Origin of the sequence: Neptunomonas concharum (genome assembly GCF_008630635.1) — a bacterium.
In the GTDB taxonomy this organism is placed as follows: Bacteria; Pseudomonadota; Gammaproteobacteria; order Pseudomonadales; family Balneatricaceae; genus Neptunomonas; species Neptunomonas concharum.
In genome coordinates this window covers 1,305,780-1,323,932 of sequence record NZ_CP043869.1, presented here as the reverse complement: position 1 = coordinate 1,323,932, position 18,153 = coordinate 1,305,780, and the positions used below count along the sequence as shown (strand labels likewise).

Below are 18,153 nucleotides of genomic sequence, written 5' to 3'. Positions count from 1 at the left end.
TTTATATAGGGCAGAAAAAAGCCCTCAGCAGCAAAAGCTATTTGAGGGCTAAACAGGAAGTTATTCCTTACACTGACAATCAGTTTTCACAAGTAGATTCAATCTTGTGAATACTCAAATCAGCACCATTGAATTCGTCCTCTTCGCTAAGGCGAATTCCGGAGATCGCCTTAATACCACCATATACGATACCAGCACCAATAACGGCGACTAATATACCAGCAACTGTCCCTATCAATTGGGACATAAAGCTGACACCGCCAAGACCACCCAGCGCTTCACTACCGAAAATACCTGCTGCAATACCGCCCCAAGCACCACATAGACCGTGCAAAGGCCACACGCCTAAGACATCATCAATTTTCCAGCGGTTTTGCTGAACCGTGAACAACCACACGAATATCACACCAGCAATCGCACCAATCGCAAGCGCACCAATCGGGTGCACAACATCAGAGCCTGCACAAATCGCAACAAGTCCCGCTAGCGGACCGTTATGAATAAAGCCAGGGTCATTCTTACCTACGATCAATGCAGCAATAATACCGCCCACCATCGCCATTAAGGAGTTAACAGCCACCAGCCCGGAAATACCGTCTAGGGTTTGGGCAGACATTACATTAAATCCGAACCAGCCAATCGATAAGATCCAAGCGCCTAACGCCAGAAATGGAATATTGGATGGTGGAAAGGCAACAAGACGCCCCCCACGATAACGTCCCTTACGAATACCTAGTAAGAGCACTGCAACCAATCCAATCCAGCCACCGACACCATGTACGACAACAGAACCTGCAAAGTCATGGAATGATGCACCAAAAGACGCTTCTAACCACGCTTGAAAGCCAAAATTACCATTCCAGATAATGCCCTCAAAAAATGGATAAACAAAAGCAACCGTTAATGTAGATGCGATCAGAATGGGCCAAAACTTAGCGCGTTCTGCAATACCCCCAGATACGATAGCAGGGATTGCAGCAGCAAAGGTCATTAAAAAGAAGAACTTAACCAGCTCGTAGCCATTACCCGCCGCTAAGGTTTCGGCATCCTGAAAGAAGGTAATACCATAAGCAACCCAATAACCAACAAAGAAGTAAGCGACCGCCGAAAAACCAAAGTCCGTCATAATTTTTACCAAAGCATTCACTTGGTTTTTATGGCGCACCGTCCCAACTTCGAGGAATGCAAAGCCGGCATGCATGGCAAATACCATGATAGCCCCCATTAAAATAAACAAAGTATTCGAACTTTGTACTAACGTCTCAACCGCACTATTTACACTTTCCACACAAATCTCCCACGTTCAAGCAAGCTGCCTCGGCCACATTTGCACCAATATGGTGCGATTTCTTATTAATATTCCCAAATGGGTGCATTAGGTTTCCTTTTATATCGATCAATCAAATAAGCAATTTATTAAAAGCTTACTAAGCCATTAATTTAAAAAGGAAAATAATGAAAATGCGCAGATTGAGCTTTAATCGTCTCAAGACTGCGCACTAAGAAAAAGCACAAAATGTGCCAAATGGAAGCGTTGCACCAAATTATGGCCAGCGGATCTCAAAGCAAGTGTGGATCTTACTATTACGCTTAAAATCGGGATCAATAGTAGATGTTGAGATATCCTTGATATCAAATCCCGATAAAAGGTCGTAATCGAGTTTGAACTTACGGTAGTTGTTAGAAAAGATTAGCACTCCATCTTTTCGCAACAGGCGCATCGCCAAACGAATCAACTCAACGTGATCACGTTGAACATCCAATACATCCTGCATACGTTTAGAGTTAGAGAACGTCGGCGGATCCATAAAAATAAGATCAAATTCCGGCTTACGCTGTTTTTTCAACCATACAATACAATCTGATTGAATAAACCGGTGGTGCTTATCGTTGAAACCGTTTAACGCTAGGTTTTTCATGGCCCACTGTAAATATGTCGCAGACATATCAACGCTCGTGGTGGTTTTAGCCCCCCCCACACCTGCATGAACACTGGCAGAAGCGGTGTAACAGAATAAGTTAAGGAAGTCTTTCCCTTGAGAGATCTTCTGGATTTTCTGCCGAACAGGACGATGATCTAAGAATAACCCGGTATCTAAATAGTCATGTAAGTTAACCCTTAAACGACAGTTGTGCTCCGTCACTTCAAAAAAACGGCCCACGCTCGCTTGCTTTTCGTATTGGTCACTACCTGACTGTCGCTTACGTTGTTTGAGAACGACTTTACGGGGCTCCACCTCAAGTACCGACGGAATAACCGCAAGAACGTCCTTCAGGCGCTCAAATGCCTTCACCTTATCAATAGAGGCAGGGGCAGCGTATTCCTGTACATGCACCCAATCTTTATAGATATCAACGGCCACTGAATATTCTGGGATATCTGCATCGTAGAGGCGGTAGCATTCAATATCATTCTGCTTTTGCCATTTTTTTAGCGCTTTAAGATTTTTCTTCAAGCGATTAGCAAACATTTGTGCCGTTTCACTAAACTCAGCGGGAGTACTTGGTTGCTCGTGTGTTTCAGTCACAGCCGCTTTTTCGTACAACGTATAAAGGAACAAGCGGCTATCGATCGGGCCGTTATTCAAACGGTAGGATTTGTCTGCCTTCAGGCCGACCACTTGGCAAAGATCGGGGTTTCCCGTAAAAATAGCCGCTTTCCAGCCTGCAAAATCTTGTTTTAGCGCATCACCTAACTGGCGATATAAGAACATCAACTCTGACCCTTCACCTAGCCGTTCACCGTATGGCGGGTTTGTCACCATCAAACCACCTTGATCAGCAACAGGACACGTCATTTGCTCAACAGAAGCTTGCTTAAGCTCGATAAGCGCTTCAACACCAGCTCTTTCAGCATTGCTACGGGCAATTGACAGCATACGGGGATCTTGATCACCACCAAAAAAGCGAACCGATGATTGTTCTAGCCCTTTAGCTCGCCGTACTTCAGCTTCCTCTTTAAGTCGACTCCATATATCAGGTTGATGCTGCTTCCAGCCTTCAAAACCAAATCGTTCACGATAGATGCCTGGCGCAATATCAGCAGACATCATCGCCGCTTCAATCAGTAGCGTTCCTGAACCACACATAGGGTCAAACACCACAGGACGCTCATCCGCAAGCTGTGGCCATTGGCAGCGCATTAAGATAGCCGCTGCTAAGTTCTCTTTTAGAGGCGCGGCGCCAGCCTGCGTTCTATAGCCTCTGCGGTGCAAGCTTTCCCCTGAAAGGTCAAGGGATAGATTCAATCGGCCACGATAGATATGAGCATGTATTTTTAGGTCAGGGTTGTCACGATCAACACTAGGACGCTCACCGGTTTTTTCTCTGATCTGGTCGACAATCGCATCTTTGACCTTTAAAGCACCAAAATGGGTGTGGTTGATCGATTCCGTTCTTCCGGTAAAAGCTACACTTAGGGAACCAGACGCTTCCATATGATCAAGCCAATCAACACTTTTCACCGCATCATAAAGCTGTTCCGCTGTTTCGACAGGCGCTTCGGCCAAGGGCAGTAACACACGGTTAGCTAAACGAGACCATAGACATACAAAGTAAGCCAGTGCCAGATCACCGCTAAATTCGGCACCCGTCGCTGTGGATTTCACACTTTCTGCACCAAATCCGGTCAGTTCATCAAGAAGGAGTGTTTCAAGCCCTTTCGGACAGGTCGCAAAAAATTTCATTATTTATCCACGTAAGTTAGTTGGAGCGCGGTATAACCGTGTATTAAGCACATCATCACATACAAAAATAGCAATTAAGCTGTCATAAATGCGTCATGATTATTTTTCATGTTTTATTTAAGCACCTTAGCCGTCACTTAACTAACTGAAAGCATGGTGTTTTTGCAGCCGCTCACTATCGACTCAAAAAAAATGATTGTTTTAATTAATCGAACTCAATCGTTTTTTCCGCTATCTATAATAGTCACTGTGATGATCCAAGAATGGACGAACCACAGCTCAGGATGAATATTCAGTCTCAGATATTCACGTTTTCTAAAAACAACGTATGAGAGGCACCTCTATATGAAGAGACAGAAACGAGATAAGTCAGCAACCCTATTTAATCGCGGCTTCCAAGCAGGACTAGGAGGCAAGTCGCGAGACACCTGTCCAGTTACCACCACGGACCTACGTAGTCAGTGGATGAGTGGCTGGCGCCAAGGCCGAGAAGCCCATTGGAGCGGAATGGCAGGCGTATCCGCCATTCAAGCCCACCCTTCATTACATTGATGCCCTTCAAACACAAAAGGCTCCTCGCTTGAGGAGCCTACGTAGCACATGCTAAAAGCTATCGGGTAATGCCTGAATCGCTCGAACCGAATCGCTAACAAGTGACGGGCCTTTAAATATAAAACCTGAGTAAATTTGCACCAAACTAGCCCCAGCTTCTATTTTTTCTGCCGCATCGAACCCTTCGGTAATACCACCCACACCAATAATCGGTACAGACCCACCTAGCGATTTCGATAATACACGAATCACTTTAGTTGACTTGTTACGGACAGGAGCACCGCTTAAGCCACCGGCTTCACTTTGCAACGGTGAGTCCTCTACTCCCTCACGAGAAAGCGTCGTATTGGTCGCGATGACGCCATCCATTTCGTAGGTTTTGAGGGATGCTGCAACCATCTCGATCTCTTCTTCTGTCATATCAGGTGCAATTTTGACAGCAATCGGTACATAACGATCGTGTAAATTGGCTTGGCGAGCCTGTTCATTCTTCAACGCCTCAAGCAGGTTCTCTAATGACTCGCCAAATTGCAAAGTGCGTAGCCCCGGCGTATTAGGTGAGGATACATTAACCGTAATATAAGAAGCTCTTGAATACACTTTTCTCATGCAAAGCAGGTAATCATCATTGGCTTTTTCATTCGGTGTATCTTTGTTTTTGCCAATATTGATACCTAATATGCCGTCGTAACGAGCCCGATCAATATTAACAAGCAAAGCATCGACGCCTGCATTATTGAAGCCCATACGATTAATAATCGCGTTATGTTCAGGTATTCTGAAAAGACGTGGTTTAGGATTACCCAACTGTGGGCGAGGCGTAACCGTACCGACCTCTACAAAACCAAACCCCATCGCCGCTAGTCCATCAATTGCAGTGCCATTTTTATCCAACCCTGCAGCTAAGCCAACTGGATTAGGAAAACGAATCCCCATCACTTCTACCGGCGCTTCCAGCGTCTCAGCACCTAAAATAGTAGGTAAGCCCATCGCTGCAGCGACATTCATACCACCCAGTGCCAAGTTGTGAGAGCGTTCAGCATCCATACGGAACATCAGGGATTTAGCCAATGAATAAAGCATAGCGAACCATTTCCGAGAGTTAACAAAGCGGGCATTATAGCCGTGCTGAAGGAGTTTTACATCCTGAGCTAATTAATTCGCTGGATACTTTTAAATTTGCCGCCGGAATCGAAGCTGATGCGAAAGCGCCCTTTGATTCCATCATGTAGCAAAAAAGGTCTCAGGATTGAGGCAGGAAACCTGACTCGCCGCCCATCTGAAGAGAGTGTTGAAACCTGGCAGTTAGGTGCCTGATATTGCTTTAGGTACTCCTTCGTAGAAATACTGATATTGATAATAATTTCGTTCATTTCAACTGATCTTTAGCATATGGCCTAACCATTCTAGCGAAACCCACGAGCAATGGAATCATCAACTCATTGATATCATTTGAAGCTTACTGAATAATGAACCAAATAGGTTTTCTATCCTGAGACTCATATAACAGAATGCGCCGTTTCTTTTTTTTACTCGTTTTACTACCCAGCCTAGCTCATGCAGAAGTGAGTACCTACCTGAGCCGCTACAACATATCTCTTCAGGACACCGTTCGTTTAACGATTGAAGTGACTCAACCTGGACAAGCACAACGCCCTGACTTATCAACGCTCACTCAGGATTTTCAACTGCTTGGTAGCAAGAAGATGACAATCTCCAGCTTACAGGGGAAGACACGGGTCGCCACTACCCGATGGCAGGTTTTAATACGCCCTAAACGTTCAGGTGCATTAACGATTCCTGCGTTTACGATCCAAAACGACCGTTCACTACCTATCACAGTGAATGTCTCAGGCCCTAGCGGCATTCCTAGTTATACGGCCACCCAAACGCAAGCACCTTCCGGCATATTGCCGACAACACCATTGCAAAACATTCCACGCCCATTGTTTATTGAAAACGAGCTTGACTACACCGAAGCCTACGAAAGCAGCCAGCTAATTTATAGTGTCCGCTTGTATCATAAGGACCCCCTCAGCAAGAACGTAGGGCTAACCGATCCTTTCCTGAATCGGGCGCTGATTGTACCGCTAGGTGACGCTCAAGAGGAGGAAACCCTCTATCAGGGCCAACGCTACTTCGTTAAAGAACAACGCTACGCTATTTTTGCCGATGAGCCTGGAACTTATGATATCGAGCCTCCCTTGTTCTCAGGCACAACCGTTTCGGGCAACCCTCTTGAGACCGTAGGTAGCGAGCTGGAAGTAGCAATCATTCCCCGTGCCAATACTAACTCCCAAGGCTACTGGCTACCCGCCAATGATATGCTGCTTACCGAAACCTTAGAGGCTCCAGATAAGGTAGAGCCGGGTGTTGCCATTATCAGAAAGCTGTCGCTAACAGCAACCGGACTACCCACTGCCCGGCTACCCTCTTTGGCTGTGCTGCAAAATGAGCTCGCCACAATTGAACTACTTGATGTGACACTATCAGAAGCCATATCAGAACAGGGGTTGATAGGCACAAGAACAGAAACACTGCGTATAACGCCCAAAGAGCGGGGAGAGATCACCCTACCGCCAATTGACATCCATTGGTGGGATACCTACGAGGACAGAGCAAAGATTGCTTCACGCCCACCCGTTATTATTCGTGTAGATGCCAAATCAGCGAACGGACTGAACTCATCTGACCCTCAAGCCAAATCGGCGACGACTATCAGTGCAGAAACAACGGCCCCTGAACCTCAAGAAGCCTCAGATGTGCTGACAAAACGTAATACATCAGATGGTTACATCGTCGTAATCATATTCTTACTCACGTTAAGTACAGCCACGTCTCTGGGTTGGCTATACACCTACAATAAACTCAGACATTTTAAACAGCATCAAATTAAAAAACGCAGCATCGTGAGTGAACGGCAAAAACAAAAGCGAGAGCGTACCCATCTGTTAGCTGAGAATAACACCTTTCAGGCATTAACTATGGCCTGTCAGCAAAATAATGTGGAGTTTGCTAAACTTCGTCTTATCGAGTGGGCACAACACTTTTGGCCCGATAGTGATATAGACAGCTGTGAAGATATTAGTGCCGCTGCCTCGAATCAAACACTAGACTTTTTAATTATCGACTTAGAGCAGCATATCTATAATGGTGAAGCAGCGCTCTGGCAAGGGGACTTATTACTTCAGGCTGTCGATGCGCTGCGACAACGCCGCTTAAAATCCACCCATTCATAAATAGGTAGCGTATGGGCTTTGATCGTCACCAAGCATTTCTGAGTCGCCTAGGTTTTGGTGGCGTTTCTCCTGATGAAAATCCTACCGCCCGCCGTTGGTCCCGCAGACTAGAAGCCCCAATGATGATTGCGGCTTTATGGATTATCGTGGATTGGTATTTGGCCGAAAAAGGGCTATCGACCCCAGAGTTAACGCTTTTCACGGATCGGTTTATTTGGCTTTGCTTTGTTGCAGAAACCGGAATTTTACTCTTTTTAGTGGATAATAAAGCACTGTATCTCAAGCATAACTGGATGAACATCTTGATCATTCTTGCCGGCCTTCCAGTGATTTGGGGGATGCAGATCTTTTATGCGGGAGTGCTCAGAACACTGCGGCTACTGATCATGGTAGGTATTTTGCTACGCATATCCACCGATGTACGCACCGTGCTCGCCCGTCACAATTTGGGGATGACCCTGTTCATCTGCTTTTTAATCATGCTGTTTTCGGGCTTTCTTATTTCCGGCATTGATCCAGCGTTCAAAACACCTGTTGATGGCATCTGGTGGGCATGGGTGACGGTGACGACGGTTGGCTATGGAGATCTCGTTCCTGTTACTACAGCAGGAAGGCTCTTTGGCGCACTGCTTATCCTAATGGGCATAGGCCTTTTTTCCATGCTAACAGCCAGCTTCTCCGTTTTTTTTATAGAGCAGGATGAAAAAGATATGCTCGAAAAGGAGAACCAAAATATCGATAGGATCGCTAAAATTGAATCTCAACTAGAACGCATTGAGGCACAACTGCAACAAACATTGCGGCACTTAGAAAGCAGCCATCAAAACAATCCCCCTACTCAGAGCCCAGAACAGTCCGTAACGCGGTTGAAAGATCAGGATATTTAAAGGTAAACCCTGCTTTCAGTAGTTTTTCTGGGTATATACGCTGCCCTTCCAAAAGGAGTTCACTAGCCTCTCCTAACATGAGCTTCATCATGAGAGGGGGGACTCGAAATTTCGCAGGCTTACCTAAGACAGCACCGAGGGTATCACTGAACTCTTGGTTGGTAACCGAACCCGGCGCGGTAAGATTAAAAGGGCCGCTGAGGGTATCGTGTGCTAATAAAAAGCGGATAGCCGCCACCTCATCATCAAGATGCAACCACGACATCCATTGCCTTCCATCTCCGATAGGGCCTCCTAAGCCAAAACGAAAAGGAGGTAACATCTTTTTAAGTGCTCCGCCTTCTCCTAAGACCACTCCGGTTCGAATCAAGCAGACTCGCGAATTCAAGCGTTTTTCAGCACCCAGAGCAGCATTCTCCCAGTCACGACACAAGTCATGAGTAAACCCTTTGGTGACCGTCGCCTGCTCATTTAATGGTAGGTCATGATCGTGACTACCATAATAACCAATTGCTGACCCACTGATGAATACATCCGGTTGAGCACCAGCCTTTTCCAAACTCGCTATTAGCGTCTGGGTAAGATCAATACGACTGTGTCTCAATAGTTTTTTTCGCGCATCAGTCCAACGCTTATCGACAATCGGAGCACCTGCCAGATTAACAACACCATCCACCGGTTTTGTCAGCTTTTGTAGTTCATCGATTGTGATAGACTCAAGCTTAGGTTGATGAGCTTTTGAGCCAACAGTAACGTTAGCAGGCTTTCGAGAAATCACTGTAATATCATGCCCGTCTGCTAACAGGGACTCGACCAGCCGAGTACCAATAAAGCCAGTTCCGCCCGTAACAACGTAGTGCATCTTAGACTCCTTGGAGCAAGTAATTTGTTCCTTTTTACGTTATTCTCTGCCCTTCAGATTAATCGTTAATGACAGGAAAGGTAAAGATGTTTACAGGCATTGTTCAGGGGCAAGCCGAAGTAACCCTCATAGAGCGGCGGGATGACTTTATGCAACTGACAGTCAGGCTTCCATCCAGTCGAGCAGGCAACTTGCAAATCGGTGCGAGTATTGCGATAAATGGTACCTGCTTGACGATTGCCAGTTTTGATTCATGCAATGTTCGCTTTGACCTTATAGAAGAAACACTGCGCGTGACTAACCTCGGGGATATCACTGTGGGTGATCACGTTAATTTTGAACGTGCGGCAAAGTTCGGAGACGAGATAGGCGGGCACCTTCTTTCGGGCCATGTATCCTCTGTGGCTACCATTGACTCAATCCGCAAAACGCCGGATAACTGTGAAATCTGGCTGAAAGCACCTGACCACCTAAGCCAATATCTTCTTCCGAAGGGCTTTGTCTCCCTGAATGGGTGCAGCTTGACCATTGCTGAGGTAAAAGGAAACTTGTTTAATATCTTTTTGATCCCAGAAACACTGAATGTAACCACCTTTGGTAGCGCAAATGTAGGCGACCGTATTAATCTTGAGGTTGACCCTCAAACTCAAGCCATCGTTGATACTGTCCAACGTTATCTCGATCAATCCTCCATATAAGGCTGTTATTGTTAATTTTATGAAGACTTTTGACTATTTAAAACAGAGCTTTTTCTTTTTTAGGCAGAACTTTCGGGATATCGCTACGATTCAGCTTCCTTTTTTAATTCTTTTGAATGCTTTGGCGCTTTGGCTCGATATGAACGCATCCGAGACCGAAGACTTTCGCCAAACTGCCTTATCCATATCACTATTGAGCTTAGTACTGATGCCCATCTATTGGGCTGCCACGATTTTGTATATGCAGTCAAAGCTTGAAAACCGGCCGTTACAGCCTTTTCAAGCAATCAGCCTCAGCTTTAAGTACTGGAGAACCTTACTGTTCATCTTTATCCTGACGGCATTGGCTATCTCCGGCGGCTTGCTTTTACTCATCATTCCAGGCATCTATATTGGAATTCGCCTATCCTTTGCGGACTATATTGGGGTTGTCGAAGGCAAAAGCGCATGGGCCAGTTTAAAACAAAGCTGGGAGGAAACCGATGATTACTTCTGGGTATTACTGCAAGGTTTATTGATTCTTTATCCTACTTTACAGTTGGTAGAAATTCCTATCACCCAATACTTCACCAACCAAGAAGACCGCAGCATGTTGCTTGAACTCCCCATTGTGGTCTTTTTGGATTTACTCAGTGCTTTGATCACCGTATATGGCTTTCGCATCTATTGCGTCATGCGGGAAGAGATTCGCCCCGAATCTAATAATGACCGACCCAAAGCCATTGACGATCAGAACCCCTAACAGGGGTTTCTGTTTTATCTGGTTTGACCTATTATTCATTTCGAGACAGGCGCCTAATGTTAGGCATGAGTTCTACACAAATGGATAACCGTGATGACGGAAGTAGCCGCTACTTCGCAAAAAGCAATCAATCTGATGCTGCTCGATCCGGGCGGAGACTTTTTGTCATGGACACACCAACTCTCAAAGGCAGAACCACATTGGCAGGTTGATCGTTTTGACGATCCGCAAATGCTACTGGCTCGGTTTGAACTTAAAGCTCCTGATGCAGTGTTTTTATCCAGCTCAATCAGGGGCTATGCAGAGCTCAATGTATTAAACCGTATGATTGAGCTGAAACCTGATCTTCTTCGCTTTCAGCTAGGGCCAAGTATTCATAGTAATCAGAGTATTACTCAGAGGCTTGAGCTGACCCATCGGGTTTTTGCTCAACCCAACGATATTGAAACCATCTGCACAACAATCAAATATCTGCTTAAAATAACGCAGCTGGTCAAGCGCCCTGCTATCAGACAATTTATCAGTAATCAGCATCAGTTACCTGCCGTCCCAGGCGTATACTTGGAATTAACCCACGCGCTCAACTCTGACACGACAAACGCTAAGAACATCGCTTCGATTATTCAACAAGACCCGGCACTAGCCGCTAAGCTGATCCAGCTGGTGAACTCTTCCTATTTTGGTATGCCTAGAGAGATCAGCCAAATACCTGAGGCGGTATCTATTTTAGGGATTCGTACTCTGAGAGGCCTCGCTTTATCCAGTCGTATTTCCAGCACCTATCCACCCCACAAGCGCTGGAAGTATTTCTCTTTTGAGCGGATAAACCAAAGAGCACTCTTAGTCGCCAGACTCGCTAAAGATATCTGTCAACAAGCCAAAGTTAGCCCTGGTATAGCAGAGCAGGCTTTTCTTGCAGGGTTGCTGCAAGATATAGGTATTCTGGTCATGGCCTCCCAGAACCCATCAGATTATCTGAAGGTACTTCAGTATGCCGTTAAAGAGAAAAAGCCATTACATTTAGCTGAGAAAAAGATCACTGGGCTTTATCACGGTGAAGTCGGCGCAGCGCTGATGGCTTTATGGAACATTCCGCCCCGCGTAGTCGAGGCAATTCTTTTACACCCTGCCCCCCATCTATCCACGGACACGGATTTTCAGCCTCTTACCGCTGTTCATGTAGCTGATGCCTTAATTCCACCAGTATGGCAACATAAGCATACGAAGATGAATAACCAGCTGTCTGAAGCATACTTAGAGAAGATAGGCTACCTATCCTCTCTGCACCATTGGAAATTACTGGCACACGACTACCGAGCAATGATGAAAGCCAGCTGATGGCTATCACCAACCTGCGCTCATGTACTGCTCACATCTAATTGATCAATAATATGTTCACCAATGGGTATAGCCGATGTTGCTGCCGGTGAAGGTGCATTGCAAACCACCAGTGCACGCTGGGTTTTCACGAACAAAAAATCATCAACTAAATCACCGTCAGGTGTAATCGCTTGTGCCCGAATACCCGCAGGGTAAGGTTTTAAATCATCCAAAGTGATTATTGGGCAATATTTTTGCACCAACCCTAAATAACCACGCTTAGATAAGCTATTTTTCATCTCAGCCAAGCTAGGCTTAAGGTTTTTCCAGACAACCTTTCTTAAACCCGGGTAAGTCAACATCTCCCAACAGTCTTTAAGACTGATATCGGTTTTGCGATACCCTTCGCGTTTAAAGGCAAGTACCGCATTCGGGCCTACGGTGACTGTTCCATCAACCATACGCGTTAAGTGAACACCCAAAAATGGCAAATCTGGATCAGGTATCGGATAGATAAGATGGTTAACTATCTGATTATGTTTTGAGGGCAACAAAAAGTACTCCCCCCGAAAGGGGATGATTTTGAACTTAGGCTCGACCCCAAGCATCCGTACGACTCGGTCCGCCATAAGACCGGCACAGACAATTAGGTGGCGCCCTTTAAAGACTCCAGAATGGGTTGTCACCGTCACCTCTTCGGGTGACTCCTTAACGCCGGTCACTTCAGTAGATAAGCGTACCTCACCACCGAGATTAACAACTTTTTGCAACATTTTTTCTGTAATCTGGGTATAGCTGACAATCCCTGTAGAGGGGACAAAAATAGCTCCAAGCCCTTCGATATTAGGCTCTCTTTCACAAAGGGCTTGTTGATCAAGCACTTCAATAGGCAGGTCATTTTCTGCACAACGTCCGATCAGAGCTTGCATTCTCTCAAGCTCAACAGGGTTGGTCGCTACTAACAGCTTTCCACATTGGTCATAAGGAATACCTTCTGCTTCACAGAAAGCTTTGGTTGCTGCATTACCTAATTTACAGAACTTTGCCTTCAAGCTACCCGGTTTGTAATAAACGCCAGCATGAATAACACCGGAGTTATGCCCTGTTTGGTGGGCGGCTGGAGAGGCCTCTTTTTCCAGAACCAATACCTTGGCTGATGGATAACGTTGCTGTAGTTGCATAGCGGTTGATGCACCCAGAATGCCACCACCGATCACAATATAATCAAATAGCTCCGACATAACCTGCTCTCTATGCTCCTTCAATTACCGCATTGTCTTCAGGAGTTTTTATCCGTCGACTATAGATAAACAAACCAATAAATAACACCAAAGATAACAGACTGATCCATAGCTGATGATGTGGCCACAATAAGCCTAGTGCCAATACACCAGAAAGTATCCTTAACACGATATTTAACTTACCTTCCAAATATCCTTCCATAAAACCGACAAAGGCATACATACCAAACAATGCAAAAATAAAGATGCTCAGCACTTCTGTGGCTGTACCACCGATAAAGTTGGTGTAGGCAAATAGCACCGGCACCACATACATCCCTTTAGCAATTTTCCAAGCCGTAAAACCTGTTGCCATAGGGGGGGTTTTAGCAATAGCCGCCGCCGCAAAGGCTGTCAGACAAACAGGCGGCGTTACATTGGAGTCTTGTGATAGCCAAAAAATAATCATATGAGCCGATAGCAACATCATTGCTAACACCGTGGGATCCATCGCCTGCTCTAACAGCTGCCCTTTAAAATCACTGGGCACCAAAGCAACCAATGCTTTGGCGTCCATTTCTGACATAGGTGCCGACAGTAACGCTATCTTATCGGGATCAACCAACATGAAGATCATTTTGGCAGCCTCGGGTAAGGAACCCTGAGTAATGATCTCGATCAACTGCATCTCAGCAATCAGATTGTATAAAGCGGGAGCCGATAAAGTCGCTAACACGATATATGCCGCGGTTACCGGCAACCCCATCCCCAGTACAAGTGAAGCTAATGCAACGAGAAGCAACGTAATAAATAAGCTACCCCCTGCCCATTCTGTCACCATCAGTGAGAAGGTATTACCAATGCCTGTCATAGCAACCACATTGACCACCAAGCCAACCGATATCAATAAAATCGAGGTGGTCGCCATATTTTTCGAGCCTTGAGAAAGCGCATCAAGAATATCTTTTATACCCATCGGCTTTTTCGATAACCATGATGCCACGATCACCGAAATGATCGATATACCCGCGGCATACGTAGGCGTGAAACCGTAAATCAGTAAGCTGACCAACACCACTAAGGGCAACAAGAAATGCCATCCCTCTTTTAAGACGGTCTTGATAGGTCTGGAGTCCAATTCAACCGCATGGGCATGGCTTCGCTTCGCTTCAACACGCACATAGAAGCCCACTGACATGAAATAGAGCAACGCAGGTAAGGCAGCTATAGCAATAATGTCCACATAAGGAATTTGCGTATAAGACGCCATAATAAAGGCACCGGCACCCATCACAGGTGGCATCAACTGCCCACCGGTTGATGCAGCAGCCTCAACACCTGCGGCAAATCGTGCTGGGAAACCCGCTTTTTGCATCAGGGGAATCGTAATTACACCCGTTGATACCGTGTTAGCAACAGACGATCCAGATACAGACCCCATCAGCCCCGAACCTAAGACAGCCACAAAGCCCGGGCCACCGACGAAACGCCCCGCTGCACAGCGGGACAGTTCAATAATAAAGTCACCTGCTCCTGATTTGACCAAGAACGCGCCAAACAAGATAAACATGAAAACATACGTCCAAGAGATACGGGCAATCTGGCCGAACATCCCTTCAGAGGAGAAATAGCTTCGATAAAGCACGGTTTCCAGACTTAAGCCGGCAAAGCCAAATAAACCATCAATATAGGGCCCCCACCAAAATACATACGTGAGCGCGACCAAAATCATACAAGGGATAAACCACCCTGTTGTTCTTCTAGCAAGCTCCAGCGCAATCCCTATCGCCAGTATGGAAAAAACCCAATCACTGCTAGAAAACTTGACTCCCCTTTCGTACAAAGCATCTTCAAAACCGATCAAGTAGAGTGTACAAAGCACACCCGCCACCCCTAAGAGCACATCACCCAGAAGAACCAGTTTCCCATTTCCTAATGGGCCTTTAACCATGGGAAACATGAGCGCACACAAGAGCGCAAAGCCGCCAAAATGGATAGCAGAAACCCAAAGCTCAGAGAGCGTCCCCAACGTGTTGAAGTAGATATGAGCAATCGCAAAAACTACACCACCCCAGTAGATAAACCGACCAACATGACTTGCGTCATCCCGTTGGGCAATCTCGAGGCTCTTCAGTTTTTCCTGGGTTTCCTGCTCAATGGCAGAGGATGATGTATCGAGGGAGTTAGTCATAATAATACCGGAAGATTGACTACAAAAAAGAGATGAAGATCAGTTGTGCGGCCCCTTAGAGGCCGCACAGCAGCATCAATTCGCCATCAAATGATCTGGAATTTGAATACCCGCTTCTTTGTAATAGCGCGCAGCACCAGGGTGCAAAGGCAGAGGCAAGCCAGCAATTGCTTTTTCTAATGCCATCGCTTTGGTTGCCTTATGAATACCATTTAGGAAAGGCAGGTTCTCATAAATGGTTTTGGTTAGCAGATATACATCCTCTTCAGAGATATCATCACGAACGGCTAAGAAGTTTGGCTGCGCCATGGTGTTGATATCTTTGGTTTGCCCAGGATAAGTATTGGCAGGGATGGTGTAACGCGTCCACAGTTTATAATTACCGTTAGCACGTTGAATCTGCTCATCCGTAAAATCGAGTACCGTGATATCACTACCCATGGCTGCATAGGCCCGAGTAATCGCAGACGTCGGAACCCCTGAAGGGATATTCATGCCCTCAATTGTACCGTTCTGCAACGCATCAGCAGACGAGCCATAGCCCATATAAGCCAGATTAAAGCCGTCTGCATCAATACCTAAGTTACCCAAAATTGTTCGGCCAGAGCCTTCTGTTCCAGAATTTTTCTTACCGATAGAGAATTTTTCACCCTTCATCGATTTCAGATCATCAATCGAGCCACTTTTTGCGAACTTACTTTTAACAACAAACTGTTCAACGTTCTGCCAAAGCATGGACACCGAGCGAAGGTTCTTTTGAGGGCCGCTGTTAGCCAGCTTACCTTCCCCTTCCCAAGCCCAAGCGCCATATAGACCTTGCAGGATTGCAAACTGTGCTTCATTTTCTCCCAGCAGCTTAACGTTCTCACCAGAACCCGCTGAGTTAATAGCCGACATTGAGATTTTGTGAGAAGGCTCCAGTTTTACTTTAGCCAGTGTCGCTAATGCTACGCCTACCGGATAGTACGTACCCCCCGTTGACGCCGTTGCAAGAATATAAGAGCGCTTCTCATCTGCCTGAGCAAGACCACTGACACCCACTAAACTGCTCATTGCTACCGCCATTGAAATAGATTTCAGAAGCGTGCGTTTACTGATTTTCATTCTGTCACCTTTCTTGTGATTGTTGTAGGAAAACAGAATAGGTATAGCAGGGATTGGGCCAAAAAAAACAACCCATTGTTTTTAAATGATAAAATATAAATGGACGATAAAAACAAGCACGGATAAGCAAGAAATTGCTTATTCAAGGGTTTTAGTAGGCAAAATCATGCTCATATCCACAAACACACTCAGATAGCCTATTCAATGGGCATTTCTGATGAAAAGCCATTAAAGACCCAACAGATAAGCACAATTTTGCTCATCTGCTTGCCACCGTCACTGCACAAAATCACCACGAACAAGCCCATACTTGGTCATTTTTTGATTTAACGTTCGCCGCGGAAGATCCAACTCACCCATTACGGCTAACATGTTACCTCGGTGCCTTTGCAACGCTCCTTTAATAATATCCGCTTCAAAGCTCGCCACCTGCACAGCTAGCGGTAGTGGCCTGCCATAACTGGGCTTTGAAGGAGTGTTCCATTCACCCGACGCTAAAATATCAGCCACCGATAGCTCGGTATCTAACGAGTAACGAACAGCAATATTTTTTAACTCCCTCACATTTCCCGGCCAATGGTACGCAGACAAGGTAGCTAAATCGTGTTCAGATAACACCCTTAACGCTCGCTCATGATCACCCGCTGCACAGCGCAGATAATGCTGAAATAGCAACGGCGCGTCCTCAGGACGATCTCTCAGTGGCGGAATATGCAGCTGGGATACATTTAAGCGATAAAATAAATCCTCACGAAAATTTGCATCTTCCCGAAGATCCACTTTCGCTGCGGCCACCACTCGCAGGTCAACATTCAGCGGTTGATTCGATCCCAGTCGCTCTATCACCCCTTCTTGTAGCGCTCGCAACAGCTTGATCTGAAGATGCGTTGGCATACTCTCAATTTCATCCAGAAACAGCGTACCTTTATCTGCATACTCAAATTTACCGATTCGACGCTTAGCCGCACTGGTAAACGCACCGGCTTCGTGACCAAAGAGCTCGCTCTCTATTAATGATTCCGGTATACCTCCACAATTGATTGGAACAAAATGGTTTCGATGGCGGAAACTATATTCATGCAAACATTGAGCAACCAGCTCTTTTCCAGTCCCTGTTTCTCCATAGACGATGACATTCGTATCTAGCTCAGCCAGTTTAAGAATCTCACGTTTCAAGCGCTGAATCGCAGGTGAAATACCGATTAGTTTCGCATCGATGCCCGATTGAGAAGCGATATTTTGTTGTAGCTTTTCATTTTCGATAACCAGGCGCCTTTTTTCACAGGCACGATACACGGTTTCAACCAAACGCTCTGGTACAAAAGGCTTTTCAATAAAATCATAGGCACCATCGCGCATCGCTTTAATAGCCATATCCACATCGCCATGGGCCGTCAATAAAATCACCGGAAGCTTAGGCACTTTGACCAATGCCTCAGACATCAACGTCAGACCGTCCATACCCGGCATTCTGACATCTGTAACGATAACCCCCGAAAAGGTGTTATCCAAAATCGCTAACGCTTCTTCTGCAGTGGCATAGCTATCAACTTGAAAGCCTGATAATTTCAGCCATTGCGCCGTTGACTGACGCACCATATCCTCATCATCAACCAATAAAATATGGCCTTTATCTCTATCGCTCATTGTTC

15 protein-coding genes are annotated in these 18,153 nt (G+C 45.9%); 6 read left to right on the top strand and 9 right to left on the bottom strand.

What is annotated here, in order from left to right; translation table 11 throughout:
- Window positions 1-79 precede the first annotated feature (79 nt).
- Window positions 80-1,288, bottom strand: coding sequence for an ammonium transporter (locus tag F0U83_RS06175; protein ID WP_138988705.1), 1,209 nt, complete (start codon window positions 1,286-1,288; stop codon window positions 80-82).
- Window positions 1,289-1,544: 256 nt separating this feature from the next.
- Entirely contained in the window at window positions 1,545-3,686 is a 2,142-nt protein-coding gene (gene rlmKL, locus F0U83_RS06170; RefSeq protein ID WP_138988704.1) for a bifunctional 23S rRNA (guanine(2069)-N(7))-methyltransferase RlmK/23S rRNA (guanine(2445)-N(2))-methyltransferase RlmL, read from the bottom strand.
- 345 nt (window positions 3,687-4,031) lie between these two features.
- Between rlmKL and rmf the strand changes: the two genes are divergently transcribed.
- Window positions 4,032-4,238 carry a ribosome modulation factor gene (rmf, locus tag F0U83_RS06165; protein WP_138988703.1) on the top strand — a complete coding sequence of 69 codons (207 nt, stop codon included), beginning with the start codon at window positions 4,032-4,034 and terminating at the stop codon, window positions 4,236-4,238.
- Window positions 4,239-4,289: 51 nt separating this feature from the next.
- Here rmf and F0U83_RS06160 read toward each other — a convergent pair whose 3' ends face one another.
- Both F0U83_RS06160 and F0U83_RS06155 read right to left on the bottom strand, forming a co-directional pair.
- Complete coding sequence (locus F0U83_RS06160; RefSeq protein ID WP_138988702.1) at window positions 4,290-5,321, bottom strand: quinone-dependent dihydroorotate dehydrogenase; 1,032 nt, start codon at window positions 5,319-5,321, stop codon at window positions 4,290-4,292.
- A gap of 68 nt (window positions 5,322-5,389) precedes the next feature.
- Complete coding sequence (locus F0U83_RS06155) at window positions 5,390-5,611, bottom strand: DUF2835 family protein (protein ID WP_138988701.1); 222 nt, start codon at window positions 5,609-5,611, stop codon at window positions 5,390-5,392.
- A 138-nt stretch (window positions 5,612-5,749) separates the two neighbouring features.
- Here F0U83_RS06155 and F0U83_RS06150 point away from each other — a divergent pair, with 138 nt between their 5' ends.
- Entirely contained in the window at window positions 5,750-7,477 is a 1,728-nt protein-coding gene (locus F0U83_RS06150) for a BatD family protein (protein WP_138988700.1), read from the top strand.
- A gap of 11 nt (window positions 7,478-7,488) precedes the next feature.
- Window positions 7,489-8,364 (top strand): potassium channel family protein, encoded by an 876-nt coding sequence (locus F0U83_RS06145; RefSeq protein WP_138988699.1) that lies wholly within the window; start codon window positions 7,489-7,491, stop codon window positions 8,362-8,364.
- Here F0U83_RS06145 and F0U83_RS06140 read toward each other — a convergent pair.
- Window positions 8,312-9,226 carry a TIGR01777 family oxidoreductase gene (locus F0U83_RS06140; RefSeq protein WP_138988698.1) on the bottom strand — a complete coding sequence of 305 codons (915 nt, stop codon included), beginning with the start codon at window positions 9,224-9,226 and terminating at the stop codon, window positions 8,312-8,314. The genes F0U83_RS06145 and F0U83_RS06140 overlap by 53 nt on opposite strands.
- Window positions 9,227-9,312: 86 nt before the next feature.
- On the opposite strand from F0U83_RS06140, the gene F0U83_RS06135 reads away from it, so the two are divergent.
- The 3 genes from F0U83_RS06135 (at window position 9,313) to F0U83_RS06125 (ending at window position 12,004) form a co-directional block, all read left to right on the top strand.
- On the top strand, window positions 9,313-9,924 hold the full coding sequence (locus F0U83_RS06135) for a riboflavin synthase subunit alpha (RefSeq protein ID WP_138988697.1): 612 nt from the start codon (window positions 9,313-9,315) through the stop codon (window positions 9,922-9,924).
- Between the two features lie 19 nt (window positions 9,925-9,943).
- Entirely contained in the window at window positions 9,944-10,666 is a 723-nt protein-coding gene (locus F0U83_RS06130; RefSeq protein ID WP_138988696.1) for a YciC family protein, read from the top strand.
- A 93-nt stretch (window positions 10,667-10,759) separates the two neighbouring features.
- Window positions 10,760-12,004: an HDOD domain-containing protein gene (locus F0U83_RS06125; protein ID WP_138988695.1), complete on the top strand. Its 1,245-nt coding sequence runs from the start codon at window positions 10,760-10,762 to the stop codon at window positions 12,002-12,004.
- A gap of 20 nt (window positions 12,005-12,024) precedes the next feature.
- On the opposite strand, the gene lhgO is transcribed toward F0U83_RS06125, so the two are convergent.
- The 4 genes from lhgO to F0U83_RS06105 all read right to left on the bottom strand — a co-directional run bounded on the left by lhgO (window position 12,025) and on the right by F0U83_RS06105 (window position 18,148).
- Complete coding sequence (gene lhgO / locus F0U83_RS06120) at window positions 12,025-13,227, bottom strand: L-2-hydroxyglutarate oxidase (protein ID WP_138988694.1); 1,203 nt, start codon at window positions 13,225-13,227, stop codon at window positions 12,025-12,027.
- Between the two features lie 10 nt (window positions 13,228-13,237).
- Window positions 13,238-15,397 carry a TRAP transporter permease gene (locus tag F0U83_RS06115; protein WP_138988693.1) on the bottom strand — a complete coding sequence of 720 codons (2,160 nt, stop codon included), beginning with the start codon at window positions 15,395-15,397 and terminating at the stop codon, window positions 13,238-13,240.
- Between the two features lie 75 nt (window positions 15,398-15,472).
- A complete protein-coding gene (locus tag F0U83_RS06110) occupies window positions 15,473-16,501 on the bottom strand; it encodes a TAXI family TRAP transporter solute-binding subunit (protein ID WP_138988692.1) in 1,029 nt (342 codons plus the stop codon).
- Window positions 16,502-16,777: 276 nt separating this feature from the next.
- Window positions 16,778-18,148: a sigma-54-dependent transcriptional regulator gene (locus tag F0U83_RS06105; protein WP_138988691.1), complete on the bottom strand. Its 1,371-nt coding sequence runs from the start codon at window positions 18,146-18,148 to the stop codon at window positions 16,778-16,780.
- Window positions 18,149-18,153 lie beyond the last annotated feature (5 nt).